This is a genomic window from Pseudomonas sp. ASL9 (assembly GCF_056680335.1).
In genome coordinates this window covers 3,282,103-3,299,652 of the sequence record NZ_CM155277.1, presented here as the reverse complement: position 1 = coordinate 3,299,652, position 17,550 = coordinate 3,282,103, and the positions used below count along the sequence as shown (strand labels likewise).

The 17,550-nt window shown below is 59.2% G+C and carries 16 protein-coding genes; 11 read left to right on the top strand and 5 right to left on the bottom strand.

The window, feature by feature from the left end:
• The first annotated feature begins 116 nt into the window (after positions 1–116).
• The 3 genes from AC1ME2_RS15185 to AC1ME2_RS15175 are packed head-to-tail and all read left to right on the top strand — an operon-like array spanning position 117 to position 3,787.
• On the top strand, positions 117–1,931 hold the full coding sequence (locus AC1ME2_RS15185) for a sensor histidine kinase (protein ID WP_480442154.1): 1,815 nt from the start codon (positions 117–119) through the stop codon (positions 1,929–1,931).
• The gene (locus AC1ME2_RS15180) at positions 1,928–3,316 is read left to right on the top strand and encodes a sigma-54-dependent transcriptional regulator (protein ID WP_480434923.1); all 1,389 of its coding nucleotides are present in this window, start codon (positions 1,928–1,930) and stop codon (positions 3,314–3,316) included. Before AC1ME2_RS15185 ends, AC1ME2_RS15180 begins: the two co-directional genes overlap by 4 nt.
• A 15-nt stretch (positions 3,317–3,331) precedes the next feature.
• The gene (locus AC1ME2_RS15175; RefSeq protein WP_480434922.1) at positions 3,332–3,787 is read left to right on the top strand and encodes a thioesterase domain-containing protein; all 456 of its coding nucleotides are present in this window, start codon (positions 3,332–3,334) and stop codon (positions 3,785–3,787) included.
• Positions 3,788–3,875: 88 nt separating this feature from the next.
• Here the strand turns inward: AC1ME2_RS15175 and cysQ are convergent, their stop codons facing one another.
• Positions 3,876–4,724, bottom strand: a complete 849-nt coding sequence (cysQ, locus tag AC1ME2_RS15170) for a 3'(2'),5'-bisphosphate nucleotidase CysQ (RefSeq protein WP_480434921.1) — start codon at positions 4,722–4,724, stop codon at positions 3,876–3,878.
• The gene (gene nudE, locus AC1ME2_RS15165; protein ID WP_480434920.1) at positions 4,721–5,287 is read right to left on the bottom strand and encodes an ADP compounds hydrolase NudE; all 567 of its coding nucleotides are present in this window, start codon (positions 5,285–5,287) and stop codon (positions 4,721–4,723) included. The genes cysQ and nudE overlap by 4 nt, the downstream gene beginning before the upstream one ends.
• 99 nt (positions 5,288–5,386) lie before the next feature.
• Here nudE and yrfG point away from each other — a divergent pair, with 99 nt between their 5' ends.
• The 4 genes from yrfG (at position 5,387) to AC1ME2_RS15145 (ending at position 10,339) form a co-directional block, all read left to right on the top strand.
• Positions 5,387–6,049, top strand: a complete 663-nt coding sequence (gene yrfG, locus AC1ME2_RS15160; RefSeq protein ID WP_480434919.1) for a GMP/IMP nucleotidase — start codon at positions 5,387–5,389, stop codon at positions 6,047–6,049.
• A gap of 136 nt (positions 6,050–6,185) precedes the next feature.
• Positions 6,186–7,073, top strand: coding sequence for a LysR family transcriptional regulator (locus AC1ME2_RS15155; RefSeq protein ID WP_480434918.1), 888 nt, complete (start codon positions 6,186–6,188; stop codon positions 7,071–7,073).
• Between the two features lie 93 nt (positions 7,074–7,166).
• Positions 7,167–8,006: a formate dehydrogenase accessory sulfurtransferase FdhD gene (gene fdhD / locus AC1ME2_RS15150; protein WP_480434916.1), complete on the top strand. Its 840-nt coding sequence runs from the start codon at positions 7,167–7,169 to the stop codon at positions 8,004–8,006.
• Positions 8,003–10,339, top strand: a complete 2,337-nt coding sequence (locus tag AC1ME2_RS15145; RefSeq protein WP_480434914.1) for an FdhF/YdeP family oxidoreductase — start codon at positions 8,003–8,005, stop codon at positions 10,337–10,339. Before fdhD ends, AC1ME2_RS15145 begins: the two co-directional genes overlap by 4 nt.
• A 51-nt stretch (positions 10,340–10,390) precedes the next feature.
• Here AC1ME2_RS15145 and AC1ME2_RS15140 read toward each other — a convergent pair whose 3' ends face one another.
• The gene (locus AC1ME2_RS15140; RefSeq protein WP_480434912.1) at positions 10,391–10,660 is read right to left on the bottom strand and encodes a hypothetical protein; all 270 of its coding nucleotides are present in this window, start codon (positions 10,658–10,660) and stop codon (positions 10,391–10,393) included.
• Positions 10,661–11,049: 389 nt separating this feature from the next.
• Between AC1ME2_RS15140 and AC1ME2_RS15135 the strand changes: the two genes are divergently transcribed.
• A complete protein-coding gene (locus AC1ME2_RS15135) occupies positions 11,050–11,535 on the top strand; it encodes a glycine zipper domain-containing protein (protein WP_480434910.1) in 486 nt (161 codons plus the stop codon).
• 60 nt (positions 11,536–11,595) lie between these two features.
• Here AC1ME2_RS15135 and AC1ME2_RS15130 read toward each other — a convergent pair whose 3' ends face one another.
• Both AC1ME2_RS15130 and AC1ME2_RS15125 read right to left on the bottom strand, forming a co-directional pair.
• The gene (locus AC1ME2_RS15130) at positions 11,596–12,036 is read right to left on the bottom strand and encodes an acyl-CoA thioesterase (RefSeq protein WP_480434908.1); all 441 of its coding nucleotides are present in this window, start codon (positions 12,034–12,036) and stop codon (positions 11,596–11,598) included.
• Between the two features lie 43 nt (positions 12,037–12,079).
• The gene (locus AC1ME2_RS15125; RefSeq protein WP_480434907.1) at positions 12,080–14,014 is read right to left on the bottom strand and encodes a RecQ family ATP-dependent DNA helicase; all 1,935 of its coding nucleotides are present in this window, start codon (positions 14,012–14,014) and stop codon (positions 12,080–12,082) included.
• 235 nt (positions 14,015–14,249) lie between these two features.
• Between AC1ME2_RS15125 and AC1ME2_RS15120 the strand changes: the two genes are divergently transcribed.
• From AC1ME2_RS15120 to AC1ME2_RS15110, 3 genes are all read left to right on the top strand, one after another.
• Positions 14,250–14,993: a hypothetical protein gene (locus AC1ME2_RS15120; protein ID WP_480434905.1), complete on the top strand. Its 744-nt coding sequence runs from the start codon at positions 14,250–14,252 to the stop codon at positions 14,991–14,993.
• A gap of 63 nt (positions 14,994–15,056) precedes the next feature.
• Positions 15,057–15,836 (top strand): hypothetical protein, encoded by a 780-nt coding sequence (locus tag AC1ME2_RS15115; protein WP_480434903.1) that lies wholly within the window; start codon positions 15,057–15,059, stop codon positions 15,834–15,836.
• A 602-nt stretch (positions 15,837–16,438) separates the two neighbouring features.
• Positions 16,439–17,470: a S8 family peptidase gene (locus tag AC1ME2_RS15110; protein ID WP_480442152.1), complete on the top strand. Its 1,032-nt coding sequence runs from the start codon at positions 16,439–16,441 to the stop codon at positions 17,468–17,470.
• Positions 17,471–17,550: the final 80 nt, after the last annotated feature.

Below are 17,550 nucleotides of genomic sequence, written 5' to 3'. Positions count from 1 at the left end.
TAAATTCGCTCCCACCATCAAGGTTCGTCGCAGCTCAACTGTGGGAGCGAATTTATTCGCGAAGGCGGTCTGTCAGCCCCCACAGTTCTACGCGGACATACCGGCGCATGTTCACGATGATCACGACCTCCACCGTTGCCCGACGCCCACGCTGGCGCAGCCTTGCTCTGCTGGCGCTTTGTCTTGCGCCGCTATTGTGGCCGCTGCAGCGTCTGGCCGAGCGTTACTATGGCAATGAGCTGGTCAGCCAGAATCGCCAGACGCTGGATCTCTACGTCGCCAACCTGCTCGGCACCCTGCATCGCTATGAGGTACTGCCGCAAATCCTGGGGGATCTGCCTGCCCTGCGTGCGGTGCTGGCGAACCCGGAGCAAACGCTCGCCCTGGAAAATGCCAACCGGTTACTCAAAGACATCCGCGAGCAGACCGGCGCCGAGGTGATGTACCTGATGGATCCCAGAGGCAAGACACTGGCGGCGTCCAACTGGGACAAACACGACAGTTTCGTGGGGAGCAACTTTGCCTTCCGTCCTTATTTCAGCGAAGCCATGGCCGGGCGCTTGGGGCGCTTTTTCGGCTTGGGCACGACGTCTGGCAAACGGGGCTATTTCTTTGCCGGTGCCGTACACGATGGCGATAAGGTGATCGGTGTGCTGGTGGTCAAGGTCAACCTGGACGACACCGAAACCTTGTGGGGCAAGACACCGGAGCAGTTGCTGCTGACCGATCACAACGGTGTGGTGATCCTGACCTCGAACCCGGAATGGCGCTTCCGCGCAACCCGCCCATTGAACGAGGCCCAACAGAACGCCATTACCGCCATCCAACCCTATCCAACCCGAAATCCAAAACCGCTGACCCTCAATGAGAACGCGTGGCTGACGCAAACCCAACATATCGACGAGACGGGCTGGACCGTGAATATCCTCGCCCCACGCACACTGGTCGACCGGCCAGTGCGGACCGTGGTGGCTGTCGGCGCTGCGACCCTGTTGGTGCTGATGCTGTTACTGGGTCTGATCATGCAACGACGACGACACTACCTGGACCGCATTGCCTTCGAAGCCAAGGGCCGCCACCAGCTCGAGATGCGCGTGATTGAACGTACCGCCGACCTCGAAGGCCTGAACAGCCGACTCAAGCAAGAAGTGCTGGAACGCGAGCAAGCGCAGCAGGAATTAGTCCGCGCACAGGACGAACTGGTGCAGGCCGGCAAACTCTCCGCACTGGGGACCATGTCCGCGAGCATTAGCCACGAACTCAATCAACCGCTGGCGGCAATCCGTAGCTATGCGGAAAACGCCGAAGTGCTGCTCGACCATGAACGCACCGAAGACGCCCGGAGCAACCTCAAACTGATCAGCGAACTGACCGGGCGCATGGCCTCGATCATCGCCCATCTGCGCGCTTTCGCCCGCCGGGATCGGCATGCGCCGGAAAGCGTCGCCCTGCAACCGGCGCTCGATGATGCCCTGGCGTTGCTGGCCAAACGTCGTCGGGCGATGGAGGTCGAGCTGATACGCGACCTGCCGGACGCGACGTTATGGGTTCAAGCCGGCGAAACCCGCTTGCGTCAGGTATTGGGTAATTTGCTGGCCAACGCCCTTGATGCGCTCACCGAAAAAGGCCCGCCACGCAAACTCTGGTTGAGCGCCGAACAGACTGCTGAAGGCGTCAATCTGCACATTCGCGACAATGGCCCGGGGTTTTCCAAAGAGGCACTGGCCCGCGCCCGCGAACCGTTCTTCACCACCAAGACCCGTACTCAGGGTTTGGGCCTGGGCCTGGCGATTTGCGACACTCTGATGCGTGCGCTAGGCGGTGAGCTGCTGTTTGCCAACCATCCCGACGGCGGCGCCCTACTAACGCTGCGCTTGCGGGCCGGGGCGTCCGGGGTCAGTCTTCAACCGCCAGAGGATCTATCTGCATGAGTACGGACTACGCCATCGACAGCCGAATTCAGGTCGTGCTGATCGACGACGACCCGCATTTGCGAGGCGCTCTCGGTCAGACCCTAGACCTCGCGGGCCTGAAAGTTCTGCCCCTGGCCGAAGCCAAGGGTGTGGCCAGCCGGATTGAGCGCGACTGGCCAGGTGTGGTCGTCAGCGATATCCGCATGCAAGGCATGGATGGGCTCGAACTGCTCGCGCAACTGCACACCCAAGACCCAGACCTGCCCGTGCTGCTGATTACCGGTCACGGCGACGTGCCGCTGGCGGTGCAGGCCATGCGTGCTGGCGCTTATGACTTCCTGGAGAAACCCTTCGCCAGCGACGCCCTGCTCGACAGCGTGCGCCGTGCGCTCGATCTGCGCCGTCTGGTGCTGGACAACCGCAGCCTGCGCCTGGCGTTGAGTGATCGTCAGCAATTGAGCACACGCCTGGTCGGCCAGTCCGCGCCGATGTTGCGTTTACGCGAACAGATCGGCGCCCTTGCCGCGACCAAGGCCGACGTGCTGATCCTCGGCGAAACCGGTGCCGGCAAAGAGGTGGTCGCGCGCGCCTTGCACGACCTGTCGAACCGCCGCGCCGGGCCTTTTGTCGCGATCAACGCGGGCGCGCTGGCCGAGTCCGTTGTCGAAAGTGAGCTGTTCGGGCATGAACCGGGCGCGTTCACCGGGGCGCAAAAACGCCGGATTGGCAAGTTCGAATTCGCCAACGGCGGCACGCTGTTTCTCGATGAAATTGAAAGCATGAGCCTGGATGTGCAGGTCAAATTGCTGCGCTTGCTGCAAGAGCGTGTGGTCGAGCGCTTGGGCGGTAATCAGCAGATCCCATTGGATATCCGGGTGATCGCCGCGACCAAGGAAGACCTGCGTCAATCTGCCGATCAGGGACGGTTCCGCGCCGATTTGTATTACCGACTGAATGTCGCCTCACTAAAAATCCCACCGTTGCGCGAGCGTGGCGAAGATGCGTTGATGCTGTTCCAGCACTTCGCCGACTCCGCCAGCACGCGCCACGGATTGCCCAGACATGAGCTGCAACCGGGGCAACGCGCCCTACTGTTGCGTCACACTTGGCCAGGCAATGTGCGCGAACTGCAAAACGCCGCGGAACGCTTTGCCCTTGGCCTGGACCTGGCACTCGAAGGCAGTGAAGTACCGAACATGCCAGCCACCGGGGGCGGGCTCAGCGAACAGGTTGAAAGCTTTGAACGCGCCTTGATCGCTGCGGAACTGACCCGACCTCACAACTCGGTACGCAGCCTCGCCGAAGCCCTCGGGCTGCCACGCAAAACCCTGCACGACAAGTTGCGCAAACACGGTCTGAGCTTTGGTGACAGCAGTGGCAGCACTGCCGATGAACTTGATTGATCGAAAGGATCCTGCATGAAGAACAACAGCCGCTATTTGGAACAGGTGCTGCATCATGACATCCCGCTGACCCGCGAGATGGGCCTCAAGGTGCTGAGCTGGCAAGGGCAGCAACTGCGTCTGGAGTTACCGCTGGACCCGAATATCAATCACAAAAGCACGATGTTCGGCGGCAGCTTGTACTGCGCCGCCGTGCTGGCTGGCTGGGGCTGGCTGCATTTGCGCCTGCGCGAAGCGGGGATCGAAGACGGGCACATCGTGATTCAGGAAGGGCAGATCAGTTATCCGCTACCGGTCACCGCTGACGCCATCGCCATTTGCGAGGCCCCGGAGGATGCCGTCTGGGAAAAATTCCTGCGCACGTATCACCGCCACGGGCGTGCCCGCGTGACCCTGCCGACGAACATTTTCAATCAGGGCAGCGACGAGGCAGCCGTGCGCTTCAGTGGGCAGTTTGTGCTGCACCGTTAGAGCGAATATCTATGCCTGACATAAAGCCTTCGCGAATGAATTCCCACAGAGCCTGTACAGGAAATAGGCAATCCCTTGTGGGCAGGTTTTATAGCCCGGACTTGGCCAGTTCCAGCAGTTTGCTGCGCCACGCGGCTTTGGCGGGAAGCGCCAGGAAGAACGGATTGAGCAGCGACTCACGCGACGGGTAGCGGAACGTCTCGCCTGCCAGGTCGAGCACTTCGCCGCCTGCGCCTTCAAGGACGCCTTGAGCGGCGGCGGTGTCCCATTGCGAGGTCGGCGCCAGGCGCGGGTAACAGTCGGCGGCGCCTTCGGCCAGCAGGCAGAACTTCAGTGAGCTGCCGACGCTGGTCAACTGCAAGTCGCCCAGGCTGTCAGACAGCCCCGCCAATAAGCGATCCTGTTCAGGGCTGGTGTGTCGACGGCTGGCCACCACGGTAAACGCTTCGCCTACTGCCGGTGCGGTGCGCACGCTGATCGGCGCAGCATGGGTTTCATCATCACTGCGCCACGCGCCCAGACCTGCACCGCCGAAGTAACAGCGATTGTTAGTGGGCATCGAGACCACACCAAACACCACGCGCCCCTCCTCGATCAAGGCGATGTTGACGGTGAACTCTTCGCTACCGGAAATGAATTCCTTGGTGCCATCCAGCGGATCGACCAGCCACCAGCGCTGCCACGTGGCGCGCTCACTCAGGGGGATGTCGGCATCTTCTTCGGACAGCACATGAATGTCAGGCGCCAGCGCCTGCAAACCCGCGACCAATAGATGATGGGCCGCTAGGTCAGCGGCCGTTACCGGCGACGCATCAGCCTTGGCGACCACCGCCACGTCCGCGCGCCAATAGGGCAGGATTACTTCACCGGCACGCCTGGCCAGCTCGATTACGGGTGCCAACAACGGATGCGGGAGTTGCGAGAACGTCTGCGTCATAGTTGAAACTCTCCGCGCTGGGTCAACAAGTCGCGGACCAGATACAGCGCGGCCAACGCGCGGCCCTCGCTGAACTGGGGGTGCTGAATCAGGCTGGACAGTTCGCGCAGATTGACCTTATCGACACGCATCGGCTCTGGCTCATCGCCCGGCAGGGTCTCTTCATACAAATCTGTCGCCAGCACCACCTGGATCTTCTGGCTCATGTAACCGGGCGACAGCGACAGTTCGGTCAAATGCTCAAGCTGACGGGCGCCATACCCGGCCTCCTCCTTGAGCTCACGATTGGCTGCGGCCAAAATATCTTCGCCCGGCTCGATCAGGCCCTTGGGCAAGGACAATTCGTACTCATCGGTCCCGCCGCAGTACTCCTCGATCAACACCGCATGGTCGGCATCAAGCATCGCAACGATCATCACGGCGCCATAACCGACGCTTCGGCCCACCAGACGTTCGTAAGTGCGCTCTACGCCGTTGGCGAAGCGCAATTGCAGCTCTTCGACACGGAACAGACGACTACTGGCGACGATTTCGCGGGCGAGAATGGTGGGTTTTTGGCGCATGGCAAGCTCCTTGGCGTGGACGGAGTACTATACCGTGGCTTTTCCGATTGTCTGTGTCGGATATGCCAACGTGACTCATTCATCGCCTGAGAGACCTGAATGCCTTCTTTACCCTGGCACGATATCGATACCGTTCTGCTCGATATGGACGGTACCTTGCTCGACTTGCATTACGACAACCACTTCTGGATGGAGCACCTGCCACAGCGCTACGCCGACCTGCATGGGGTCAGCCGGGCCATGGCCGAACTGGAAATGGCACCGCTGTTCGAGAAGAACGCCGGCACACTCAACTGGTATTGCCTGGACTTCTGGAGCGCGGAGCTGAAACTGCCGTTGCGCGAGCTGAAACTGGAAACCGCGCACCTGATCTCCCTGCGCCCGGATGCCGAAACGTTTCTAGCGGCGATCAAGCAGGCCGGCAAACGCGTGATCATGATCACCAACGCCCACCGCGACTCGCTGTCATTAAAGATGGAGCGGGTGCAACTGGCGCCCTATTTCGAACGCATGATCAGCTCCCATGACTATGGATTCGCCAAAGAGAACGCGCAGTTCTGGGATGCGTTGCACGCCGACATTGCCTTCGAACCGGGTCGCAGTCTGTTTATCGATGACACGCTGCCTATCCTGCGCAGCGCCCGGACATTCGGGATCGCCCATCTACTGGCCGTCAGCGAACCCGACAGCCGCAAAGGCCCGAAGAACACCGAAGAGTTTGCGGCGGTCGGGGATTATCGGGAATTGATTGTCGGGCTTTGATCAGACAAACCGCGTCGACTTCTTCGCAGCGGGACGCGTAGTTGCAAGCCTGCTCCCACAGAGAATCGCGTGCCTCTGTGGGAGCAGGCTTGCCTGCGAAGACTGAAGTGCTACAACACAAAAACATGGAGTGCATATGGACATCAAACAGCTGAAATTCCTCATCGCCCTCGACGAGACCCGGCACTTCGGCCAGGCAGCGGCGCGCTGTCATATCACCCAGCCAACCCTGTCGATGCGCCTGCGCAGCCTGGAACAAGAGCTGGAGCTGCCACTGGTCAATCGGGGTCAGCGCTTCGAAAGTTTTACCGCACCGGGTGAACGGGTGTTGGCCTGGGCGCGCACGGTACTCGCAGCCTATGACGGCTTGCAGGCCGAAGCCGCTGCGTGTCGGGGGCATCTGGTGGGCACCTTGCGCCTAGGCGTGGTGCCACTGTCGAGTTTCGACCCACTGCCGCTGATGCAACGCCTGCATCAGTTGCACCCCACGCTGCGTTTCGAACTGTCGGCGCTCAGTTCCGAGCAGGTGCTGGAACAGTTGGCGAGCAATCAGCTGGATCTGGGCGTGTCGTACCTGGAGCGACTCGACGGTGAGCGCTTTGACTCCCTGGCCCTGGAGCAAACACGCATGGGCCTGCTTTACGATCACCGTCACTTTAGCTTCGGTGCAGAGCCGCTCAGTTGGGAAAGCCTGATCGAACTGCCCCTTGGCCTGCTGACCAGCGGCATGCACTTTCGTCAGTCCATCGACCACAATTTCCACAGTCGCGGCCTGACCCCCTTGCCGTTGTTGCAGACCGACGCAGTCCATCAGTTGCTGCAGGCCGTGAATGGCGGTTTCTGCTGCGCGATCATGCCGCTCGACGGCGGGCTGGAAACCTTGGCCGAACACCTGCGCCTGCACCCCATCGCCGGTGCCCATACCCTGGCTCGTCTGGGTTTGATCATGCGTCGTAGCGCGCCACGTTCAGCGCTGGCCGAGGCGTGCTTTGCCGTCTACCAGAAAATCATCGAGGCATCTTGATCGACGTCATCTATCAAGGGATCAGTACTAGCGATTAGACGTTATCCGACGACAGGCCTAGGCTAAAGGCTAATAATCTGCCGGTACTTTCCCATGCCCGATAAGCGCACGGTCAGCACGGCGCCCGCCTTACATTCGCCCGCGCCTGCCGCAAGCCAGTCCTACAGCTACTCAAACCTTGAGCACGACGAGTCGGCGCGCACAGCACTTGCCGAGGAAGTGGCGCTGGCCATCGCCTACAACGGCATCAGCCAGGCAGTGATGCTGGTCAGCCCTACCGACCTGGAAGACTTCATCGTCGGCTTCAGTCTGGGCAGCGGCATCATTGCCTCTCCCGACGAAATCTACGACCTGAAGCTGAGTGGTTCAGGCGCTGCGCAGCACGCACAGGTAGAGATCGCCAGCCGTGCATTCTGGAACCTCAAGCAGCAGCGTCGCCAGTTGGCGGGCACCAGTGGTTGTGGACTGTGTGGCGTGGAAGCAGTCGAACAAGCGCTACCCGAACTCAATGTATTGCCAGGCGCGCCGTTGCCGCCGGCGATCTGGCTGGAAGGGCTGCGCCAACGCATCGGTGCATTCCAGCCGCTGGGCCAGCATTGCGGCGCGGTACATGCTGCGCTGTTCATGGACAGCACCGGGGAGTTGCTGCTGGGCCGCGAAGACATTGGTCGGCACAACGCCCTCGACAAACTGATCGGTGCCTTGATCCGCCAGCAAATCCCTTTAGCGGGCGGGATCGCCATTGTCACCAGCCGTTGCAGCCTGGAGCTGATCCAGAAAGTACTGCGCGCGGGCATCCAAACCCTGGTCAGCCTGTCCTCGCCCACCGGCCTTGCCTTGCAATGGGCACGCCGGCACAACCTCAATTTAATCCACCTGCCGCAACACAGTGCGCCGCGGGTCTATAGCCCTGCGATGGAGAATCAAGCGTGAGCAGTCGTCACCAAGCCGATAAAACCCCGACGCCCCGCTACAAGCCCTATAAAGGCTCGGCGGGTGGCTGGGGCGCACTGATCAGTGTGACGCAGGCCTGGCTGAGCAGTGATAACGCGCTGAAAAACCTGCGCATGATGCTCAAGACCAACCAGAACGGCGGTTTCGACTGCCCTGGCTGCGCCTGGGGTGATTCGCCGGAAAGCGGCGTCGTGAAGTTCTGTGAGAACGGCGCCAAAGCGGTCAACTGGGAAGCCACCAAACGCCGTGTCGATGCCTCGTTCTTCGCCCGCTACAGCGTCAGCGCCCTGCGCGAGCAAAGCGACTACTGGCTCGAATACCAAGGCCGCCTGACCGAGCCCATGAGCTACGACGCTGAGACTGATCGTTACAAGCCGATCAGTTGGGATGATGCGTTCGCCCTGATCGGCAAGCATCTGCGCAATCTGCCAAGCCCGGACATGGCCGAGTTCTACACCTCAGGTCGTGCCAGCAACGAAGCGGCGTACCTGTACCAACTGTTCGTACGCGCCTACGGCACCAACAATTTCCCCGACTGCTCGAACATGTGCCACGAGGCCAGCGGTGTTGCCATGGCGCAAAGTGTTGGCGTCGGCAAAGGCACGGTAACGTTCGATGACTTCGAACACGCCGATGCGATTTTCGTCCTCGGTCAGAACCCTGGCACCAACCATCCGCGCATGCTTGAACCCTTGCGCGAAGCGGTCAAACGTGGCGCGCAAGTGGTGTGCATCAACCCGCTCAAAGAGCGCGGCCTGGAACGCTTCCAGCATCCGCAGCACCCGCTGGAAATGCTCACCAACGGCTCGGAACCGACCAACACCGCATACTTTCGCCCGGCATTGGGGGGCGACATGGCGCTGTTACGCGGCATCGCCAAATACCTGCTGCAATGGGAGCGCGAGGCGCAGGCAAACCATGCGCCGTCGGTGTTCGATCATGCCTTCCTCAATGAGCACACCCACGGCGTGCTCGATTACCTGGCGACTATCGATGACACCTCGTGGGAGGCGATCGTTGAGCAGTCCGGCTTGCCCCTTGCCGATATCGAACACGCGGCGACGATCTACTGCAAAAGCCAGAAAGTCATCATGTGCTGGGCGATGGGCATCACCCAACACCGCCATTCGGTGCCGACGATCCAGGAAATCGCCAACCTTATGCTGCTGCGCGGCAACATCGGCAAGCCAGGCGCAGGCCTGTGCCCCGTGCGTGGTCACAGTAACGTGCAGGGCGACCGGACCATGGGCATAAACGAGCGCCCGCCCGCGTTCTTCCTTGATGCACTGGAAAAGCGCTTCCAGTTCAAAGTCCCGCGCGCGTCGGGTCATAACGTGATCGAAGCCATCCATTCGATGCTGGCCGGAAAATCCAAGGTCTTTATCGGTCTGGGCGGCAACTTCGCCCAAGCCACCCCCGACAGCACACGCACGGCCGAAGCCTTGAGCAACTGCGACCTGACCGTACAAATCAGCACCAAGCTCAACCGCAGCCACCTGACTCATGGCGCACACGCGCTGATCCTGCCGTGCTTCGGTCGTACCGATATCGATATTCAGGCCGAAGGCCCGCAAGCGGTGACGGTGGAAGATTCGTTCAGCATGGTCCACGCGTCCAACGGACAGTTGCAGCCATTGTCCAAACAGATGCGCTCGGAGCCGGCTATCATCGCGGGCATCGCTGCCGCCACCTTGGGCACGCAGCCTGTGGATTGGTTGTGGCTGACCTCGGATTACAGCCGTATTCGTGACCTGATTGCCGACACCATCCCCGGTTTCAAGGACTTCAATACGCGCCTGAAAAATCCTGGGGGCTTCTACCTCGGCAACGCGGCCGGTGAGCGTCGCTGGAATACGCCCACCGCCCGAGCCAACTTCAAGGCCAACGTCCTGCCACTGGATCTGGTGCATGAAAACGTACGCTCGACCGGCCAGATTCCTGACCTGATCATGCAGTCAATGCGTTCGCACGATCAGTACAACACCACTATTTATGGGCTGGACGACCGCTATCGCGGGGTCAAAGGTCAGCGGGATGTGCTGTTCGTCAACGAAGCCGACATTATCCGTCTGGGCTTCAAACCGGGGCAAAAAGCGGACCTGGTGTCGATCTGGAACGATGGCCGCGAGCGCCGCGTCAAAGGCTTCACCCTGCTGGCGTTCGACATCCCCGCCGGGCAAGCCGCCGCGTACTACCCGGAAGTGAACCCGCTAGTGCCGCTGGAAAGCGTCGGCGATGGCAGCGATACACCCACGTCCAAGTTCGTCGCCATTCGCCTGGAGCACGCCAGCGCAAGTACACGCATCGTTTAACGTCAACAATGACCTGATGAGTCAACACTCATCAGGTCCAGCCACTCCTTATCAGGTATGCCCCCCGACCTGAAGCACTTTGATTATCCGTGTCGTGTCGTCCACCGTAAACGTGGCCCGATCACTGTAGTCCAAGCGAATCTGGTGCTGCCCACATTTAGTGTTTTTGAACGCCTTGTAGTCTGAATCACTGCCCTGGGCGGCCACTGAGGGGTGCACCCCTTGGTGTTGAATAGCATTCTGGAACTCGTCCCACTTCTTTTGAGCGGCTGCGCCCAAGTGGCCGAATTTCGCCGTACTCTTGTCAATTTTCCAGCCCATACCTTCTCCATCTTTCGTTACGTCACGATGTGCTGGGGACTGCCCGCATCAACAGATGCCTCCAGCGACGAAAGGTATGCAATATAGAAAGAAAGGTAGGAGAACGATGTCAAGACAATCGGATTTATCCGACAGAAAATACCGCACGTAGAGTAAGCGGTCTTAGAAAAGAACCTAGGACGTCGCCCGGCAATCATGTAGGAATACGCCACTACAGCATCGTTAGTGCTGGCCGACCGAATAACTTACGACCTGCAAATTTAGAAAAAGTTCATACAAAAACAATATGTTAGCCAACTAATACACAACTAGTGTTACTCGTCGGATTTAGATTGTGACAAGTCTTGCACAGCCTCAGGATCGCGCCGTCATCCCTATGAGGTTCCTACATGAAGTATTCCTCGATTCTGTTGTTGTCTCTCACCCTGGCCAGTGGTTTTGCCTCAGCTGGCGGTACTGCTGAAGCCGGCGTGGGTGGTGCATTGGGTGGGGTACTCGGTTCGGCTGTCGGCCAACAATTGGGCGGCAGCACAGGTTCAGCCATTGGTGCTGGCCTAGGCGGTGCGGCAGGCGGCGCAGTGGGCGCGGATCGTCGCAACCGTGGTCAAGCAGCCATTGGTGGCGGGCTGGGCGCGGCAGGCGGCAACGTGCTGGGCCGTAGCGTCGGCGGTACTAACGGCAGCCTGCTCGGCGCAGCACTCGGCGGCGGTGCAGGCGGCGCCTTGGGTAACTACATGGGCAACGAAAGCCGCGACGATGGCCGTGGTGATGGCCGCTACCGTGGTCGCGATGATCGTCGTGATTACCGAGGCCATCACGGTCGTGGTCATGCCTATGGTCATCGCAAACACCGGGATGACGATCACCGCCGCTGAGTAATCTCGTTTGTCGCTATCTCTGTCGCTGGCTGCATTCCGATGCAGCCAGCGCTGCTTTTAAATCCGCTCAATCACCAATCGCCCCATCGCCTCGCGTAACCGCTCTGGAATCGACACCGGCCGATTCGAAGCCCGATCGACGAATACATGGACAAAACGTCCCGCTGCGCAGGCCTCATCCTCACCCTCCTTGAACACCGCTAACTCATACTGCACTGAACTGTTACCCAACTTGCCCACGCGTACGCCGATCTCAATCAGGTCCGGGTACGCAATCGAGGCGAAGTAATCGCACGACGAACTCACCACAAAGCCCACCACTTCCCCACCGTGAATATCCAGTCCGCCCTGCTCGATCAGATAGCTATTCACCGCACTGTCGAAAAAGCTGTAGTACGTAACGTTGTTCACATGCCCGTAGATGTCGTTGTCGTGCCAACGGGTGGTGATCGGCTGGAAATGACGATAGTCAGCGCGATGGGGAGTTTGGTCAGTCATAAGCGGGCCTCTGGCGTTCAAGTGGGTAGTATTGGTGGCGGGCTTATTCAGCTATCGCTCGTTGCGCCCATTCCCGCACGTGCGCGTAGGGGTAATTCTCCAGCGCGGCAAAACCATGGATGCCACGCGCCTTGAGTTTGGTGAACAATGGCACGCTGACCCCACACAGGAATCGGGTCAGGCATTCGGTACTGGGGGCGCAGCCACTGTAGTCCTGATGCTTACGCATGAACTCGCCGCACAGCTCATGAACGCGTTCCTCAGACAAGGCTGGCAATGCCGGCGGTTCAGGCAGGCGGGCGACGTGGCCGTGGCACACAGAACAGTGCCCGCACTGTTCGGGCGCCTGATGATCGCCAAAATAAAGCGCAAGGCGATAACTCAGGCACTGCTCGGTAGCAAACAGGTCGAGCATGGCGTGGATACGGGCGATTTCCGTGATTTCGTGCTGTTTGAAATAGTCGTGCAGCTCAAGGCTCAGCGCTTGATGATCAAAGTCCGAAATGAGCAGGTTATACACCTCGGTCATTTGCTTGCTTTCCAGCTCGATCCAGCCTTTCTCCTGGAAATAATCCAGCGCCGTGACCACCCGGCTGCGCTCGGCCTGATACTGCTGATACAGCGCCTCGAAGTTCACCGTAGCCCACGTCCGCGCCCGGTTTGAGGTCTCGATGATCGCCTCGACGAACTGCTTCCGCTCGCCTTCGAAGCGTTGCAAAAGCACCTGCGGCTCGATCAGAAATTTGAAACGGTATTCGGCAAAATAGGAAAACCTTGGGGTGATAATTCCGCGCAGCTCCAGCTGCACCAGCAAGGTTTTCAGCGGCAGTTGGCGGATATTGCTTTGATCGGCCAAGGACCCCAGCAGCAACTCCCACTGCCCGTCCTCGGTCGCCGTGAGCAATTCATCAAGCACGTTATAAATACCTGCGTACTCTGGCGTATCGCCGTAAACAAAGTTCTCCAGCACGTTAAGGCTGTCGCGGTTGGCCAACACCAGGCAGTCAGACGGCTCGCCATCGCGCCCTGCCCGACCAATCTCCTGGCTGTAATTCTCGATGGATTTGGGCAGATCGAAATGCACGACATTGCGGATATCGCTCTTGTCGATCCCCATCCCGAAGGCAATTGTTGCCACGATGCAGTTCAGCCGCCCGCCCATGAATTGCCGCTGGATCGACTCACGCTGATCGTGGGGCAAACCTGCATGGTAAGCGCTGGCCGCAATGCCATTCTGGCTCAGGTGCACGGCGATCTGTTCGGCGGTTTTTTGCAGGGTGACGTAAACGATGGTTGGCTGACCACCCCGCTCGCCTAGCCACTCCACCAACCGACGACGTTTGTCGCGGCCACTCACCGGTTCGACCAGCAGGTTGAGATTGGGACGATAGAACCCGGTGGTCACCACATCGTCCGGCGCGATGGCGAACCTGGCCTGCATATCGGCGATGACCTGAGGCGTGGCTGTCGCCGTCAGTAACAGCGCCTGCGGAATCTTGAACTGATGCTGGTAGTCCGGCAATTTGAGGTAGTCCGGACGAAAGTTATGGCCCCACTCGGAAATACAGTGAGCCTCGTCCACTACCAACAATGAAATCGGCACCTGCGCGATGAAATGGCGAAAGCGTTCATTCTTCAACCGCTCCACGGAAATCATCAGAATTTTCAATTCACCTGATCGAGCACGCGCCATCACCTGCGCTACCTCATCACGACTCTGCGCCGAATCAATACTCGCGGCCGCAATGCCATGGCGCTGCAAAAACGCCAGCTGATCCTGAATCAACGCCAACAACGGCGACACCACCAACGTCAGGTGCGGCAACAACAGCGCTGGCAACTGATAACACAACGACTTGCCCGAGCCTGTCGGAAAAATAGCCGCCGCCGAACGCCCCGCCAATACCGCCCCGATCGCCGCCTCCTGCCCAGGCCGAAACTGTGGATAACCAAAAACCTGTTCAAGACTTTTATACATGAGCCGCCACTCCATTGACCGCCGGGAAGGTGCTAGACCATAACGCGAAGCGATTGATTGCACACGCATGAGGGGGCACGGAGATCGTCTCGGGAAGTTTCATTCTATTCTCTTGGCAAGCAGTAATAGCAAACTGACATCGGCCGGTTTAACCTTACTGAACAACATTACAGGGAGTCAGGCTGTCGTCGACGATCAGGGCACACCTTGCTCGATGGCTCGCCCAAGAAGCGAAATGGAAATTATGAAACAGCCAGACGATGACGGCCTTACTCGTATTCAACGTTTAAGCCCCGAGCATTTCGATGTCGTACTGGGTGCCCACCCCGGCAAGCGTAAAGCCGTACGCCCACCCACGACCAGATCTTACGGTCGCCTGGCTGTTTACCTCGCCGTGCTGGGGATCATCGCCTACCTGCTCGCCACCCAACTTCACACCCGCAAACCAACTGTTAACAGCCTTATTGAGACACCATCAGCCACTGACGTGTCCAGCGAGCCGGTAGCGGTGACTGTCGCACCTGCACAAGTACCATCGCCTGTTGCTCCTGAGCCCGTCCTTGGAGTTGCGAGCACTAGCCCGTCCCCGTCCCCGCACGCCAGCCAAGCCCCGGCGCCGCAAGGCATGGTATCGGCCAACTACCTGGCCGACTTCAAATCTGACAGCCAGCACAGCAACACCCCACAGCGAAAATCGCGAGTAACCGTCGTCACCGCCTCCATCCGCGAATGGGACGGCCGCAACCGCTACCGCGCCCAATGGCGCCTCTTCAATAACCGTATCGAAGACAACAGCGTCTGCTTCAATTTCCCCAGTGCGTCCATCGAACACCGCGAATGCCGAAAGGCCGCGCAAGTATTCTTCAAAGAAGAATGTCAGGAATGGACAAAACGCTGGAATAACGACCGGGAAGAACAGAGCAAATCGACGGAACAGCGGTACTGCGAAGCGGCGCAAAGTTTTAATCCGGCGGGTTGAAGGACTACCCTCGGAACCACTGCGCACCACCAAAGTGCAGACCATCAAGGACGAACGGATTCCATGAAGCACCAGGATCAGGACGACTTCATTACACACGACGAAGTCAGTGCCGACTACAACGACGCCCCGCTTGGGCTCCGTCGTAAAAAAAGCCTCACCGCCTCAACGTTGTACCGTAACGTCTTCGCCCTGCTCGTCTTCTTTACGGTTGTTATCTATCTTCTGACACAAAGCTCCCACTTCAGTCTACCGCTCACTGCCAGACCCTACGACGTTCAGGCCCCTATTGCGCAGCCCCCGACACGCCCCACTGGCGACAATATCGCGTCAGTAACCCCCATGACTCAAACCATCAACGCCCCGGCCCCCACCCCGCAAGCCCTCGCCGACTGCATCAAACCCGGCAACGTCATCGATTCCAGCGTTGTCACTTGCCGCTACGGCGAATTCCCACAACCCAACCAGAAACAGCACGCGCAAGGCATGGTCTCTGCTGAGTACCTGGCGCAATACGAGATCGACAAAACCAACCGCCAAAACCGCCCACGTCACAACGTCGATCAAGGCATCAACCAGGCATGGGTCCGCCAATGGGACGGAGGCGGCAGCTACCTCGCCCAATGGACAACCTACGGCAACCGCATAGACGGCAGCAGCGTCTGCGGCAACCACCGAAGCGGTTCAATCGAATATCGAGAATGTCGCAAGGGCGCGAAGGTGTACTTCAAAGAGGAGTGCCGAGCGTGGGGCAAGCGTTGGGAGAGTGGTCGCGCGGACTTGAGTAAGGCAATGGAACAACGGTATTGCAGTGCGGCTAATGGGTTTAGCCCGATGGGATGAAAGGGGATTGGCAAAAAAACTGAACGCTCTAAAAACTGGATTGAACCAGAGTCGTTCTGCTTCGCCGCAGCGCCGAAGACGGGGCGGCATCTCTCATCAAACAACCTATAACCAGTTGAAAAATAAAAAATAAATGTTATTGAATTTTCAGCCAAACGCTGACCCCCTGTAGGAGCTGCCGAAGGCTGCGAATCGGTCCGGGGTCGCGGCCGACCATAGCAGTCGTAAACTCTGGATTGCTGAAGGTCGTGCCGACCTTTTCGCAGCCTTCGGCAGCTCCTACATCTATGGTTACCCCCTTTTCCAGAAGGCCGAGCGCAGGCGTTACCGAGTAAGCCGTACGGGGCGCCGGAGCAAGGACCCGTATGGAGGAGCAGCGCGCGCCATGGCCCACACAACAACCAGATACATATATAGGTCACAACGCCTGGACAAAACATCGAAGCTGGCAGCTCTATCCCAGTGATCATCCTCAAGCCGGAGGCCTGCGGAAAACACCCAAGGAGCTGCACATGCATAAGGCAACCCACAATACCCCCTCGCCCTCAGACAAGTCTCACGCCATACGGGGCCTGCGCCTGAGTGTCGTGCCGCTTGCATTCATGCTCAGCGGTTGCATTACACCCATGAAATCAAACGTAACCCAAATAGACGCCGCAGCAAGCGCTGCATTTGAAACCGAGGAGTATCAGGCACAAAAAGGCCTGGCGATCATTAACGCATCCTCACTCTATGCGCGCGGCGGCACCGGCAAAGGCGTCACAGTGGCGGTGATCGACTCAGGTCTCAATACCGCGCTGCCGGATTTCGAAGGGCGCGTAGCCGACCCCGGTTACGACTTCACGCGTAACGTGCCCGGCACCCTCGACCGCAAGGGTCACGGCACACAGATGGCCGGCATCATCGCCGCGAATAAGGATGATCGTGGCATACACGGTGTGGCCTACGACGCTCAATTGATCCCCATGCGCTTTGGCGACGATAACGAACCGTTCTTCTTCGACAGCGAGATTGCCCAATCCTGGAAGCTCAGCTTTGACGCGGGTGCACGCATCCTCAACAACTCCTGGGCAAACTCGATTCCCGCTACAGAAATAACCGAAGCACGATACAACCAGGTCATGCCCGACTCCCTCGCGATGGCCAGGCAACTGGTGCGAGACGGTGCGGTATTCGTCTTCCCCACCGGCAATGAACTCAAGCGCCAGCCGCTGGCCGAGCCGGGTTTACCTCACGCATTGCCGGAACTGGAAAAAGGTTGGCTGGCGGTTATTGCACTGAAGAATGACGGAACCGTCGTTAACGATAAATCCAACTATTGCGCCGTTGCCGCGCAATGGTGCATTGCCGTACCGGGCGGTGACGGCGGAGCGGGACGCGGCTTGCTGACAACGGGCAAAGACGGAGCCTACATTGAAACCGCCGGGACCTCACCTGCTGCGGCCTTGGTCAGTGGCGCGCTTGCAGCCCTGCAAAGCCTTTACCCCGAATTAAGCCCCCAGCAATTGCGCGACATCATGCTGCAGACCGCCACCCGGACCGGCATCTACGCCAACACCGAAGCCTATGGTCGAGGCCTGCTGAACCTGGAGGCCGCAGCCGCCGAGGCGCATGCACAAGTGGCAAAACAGTGATTTGATAACCGCGCTCTCGCCGCGAACATCTGCCCCAACCCCACGGAAGAACGGTATTGCAGTGGGGCCAGTGGATTTAG

Coding starts and splice junctions, on each gene's coding strand:
- AC1ME2_RS15185 (WP_480442154.1), top strand. CDS start 117: ATGATCACGACCTCCACCGTTGCCCGACGCCCACGCTGGCGCAGCCTT.
- AC1ME2_RS15180 (WP_480434923.1), top strand. CDS start 1,928: ATGAGTACGGACTACGCCATCGACAGCCGAATTCAGGTCGTGCTGATC.
- AC1ME2_RS15175 (WP_480434922.1), top strand. CDS start 3,332: ATGAAGAACAACAGCCGCTATTTGGAACAGGTGCTGCATCATGACATC.
- cysQ (WP_480434921.1), bottom strand. CDS start 4,724: ATGACGCAGACGTTCTCGCAACTCCCGCATCCGTTGTTGGCACCCGTA.
- nudE (WP_480434920.1), bottom strand. CDS start 5,287: ATGCGCCAAAAACCCACCATTCTCGCCCGCGAAATCGTCGCCAGTAGT.
- yrfG (WP_480434919.1), top strand. CDS start 5,387: ATGCCTTCTTTACCCTGGCACGATATCGATACCGTTCTGCTCGATATG.
- AC1ME2_RS15155 (WP_480434918.1), top strand. CDS start 6,186: ATGGACATCAAACAGCTGAAATTCCTCATCGCCCTCGACGAGACCCGG.
- fdhD (WP_480434916.1), top strand. CDS start 7,167: ATGCCCGATAAGCGCACGGTCAGCACGGCGCCCGCCTTACATTCGCCC.
- AC1ME2_RS15140 (WP_480434912.1), bottom strand. CDS start 10,660: ATGGGCTGGAAAATTGACAAGAGTACGGCGAAATTCGGCCACTTGGGC.
- AC1ME2_RS15135 (WP_480434910.1), top strand. CDS start 11,050: ATGAAGTATTCCTCGATTCTGTTGTTGTCTCTCACCCTGGCCAGTGGT.
- AC1ME2_RS15130 (WP_480434908.1), bottom strand. CDS start 12,036: ATGACTGACCAAACTCCCCATCGCGCTGACTATCGTCATTTCCAGCCG.
- AC1ME2_RS15125 (WP_480434907.1), bottom strand. CDS start 14,014: ATGTATAAAAGTCTTGAACAGGTTTTTGGTTATCCACAGTTTCGGCCT.
- AC1ME2_RS15120 (WP_480434905.1), top strand. CDS start 14,250: ATGGAAATTATGAAACAGCCAGACGATGACGGCCTTACTCGTATTCAA.
- AC1ME2_RS15115 (WP_480434903.1), top strand. CDS start 15,057: ATGAAGCACCAGGATCAGGACGACTTCATTACACACGACGAAGTCAGT.
- AC1ME2_RS15110 (WP_480442152.1), top strand. CDS start 16,439: ATGCTCAGCGGTTGCATTACACCCATGAAATCAAACGTAACCCAAATA.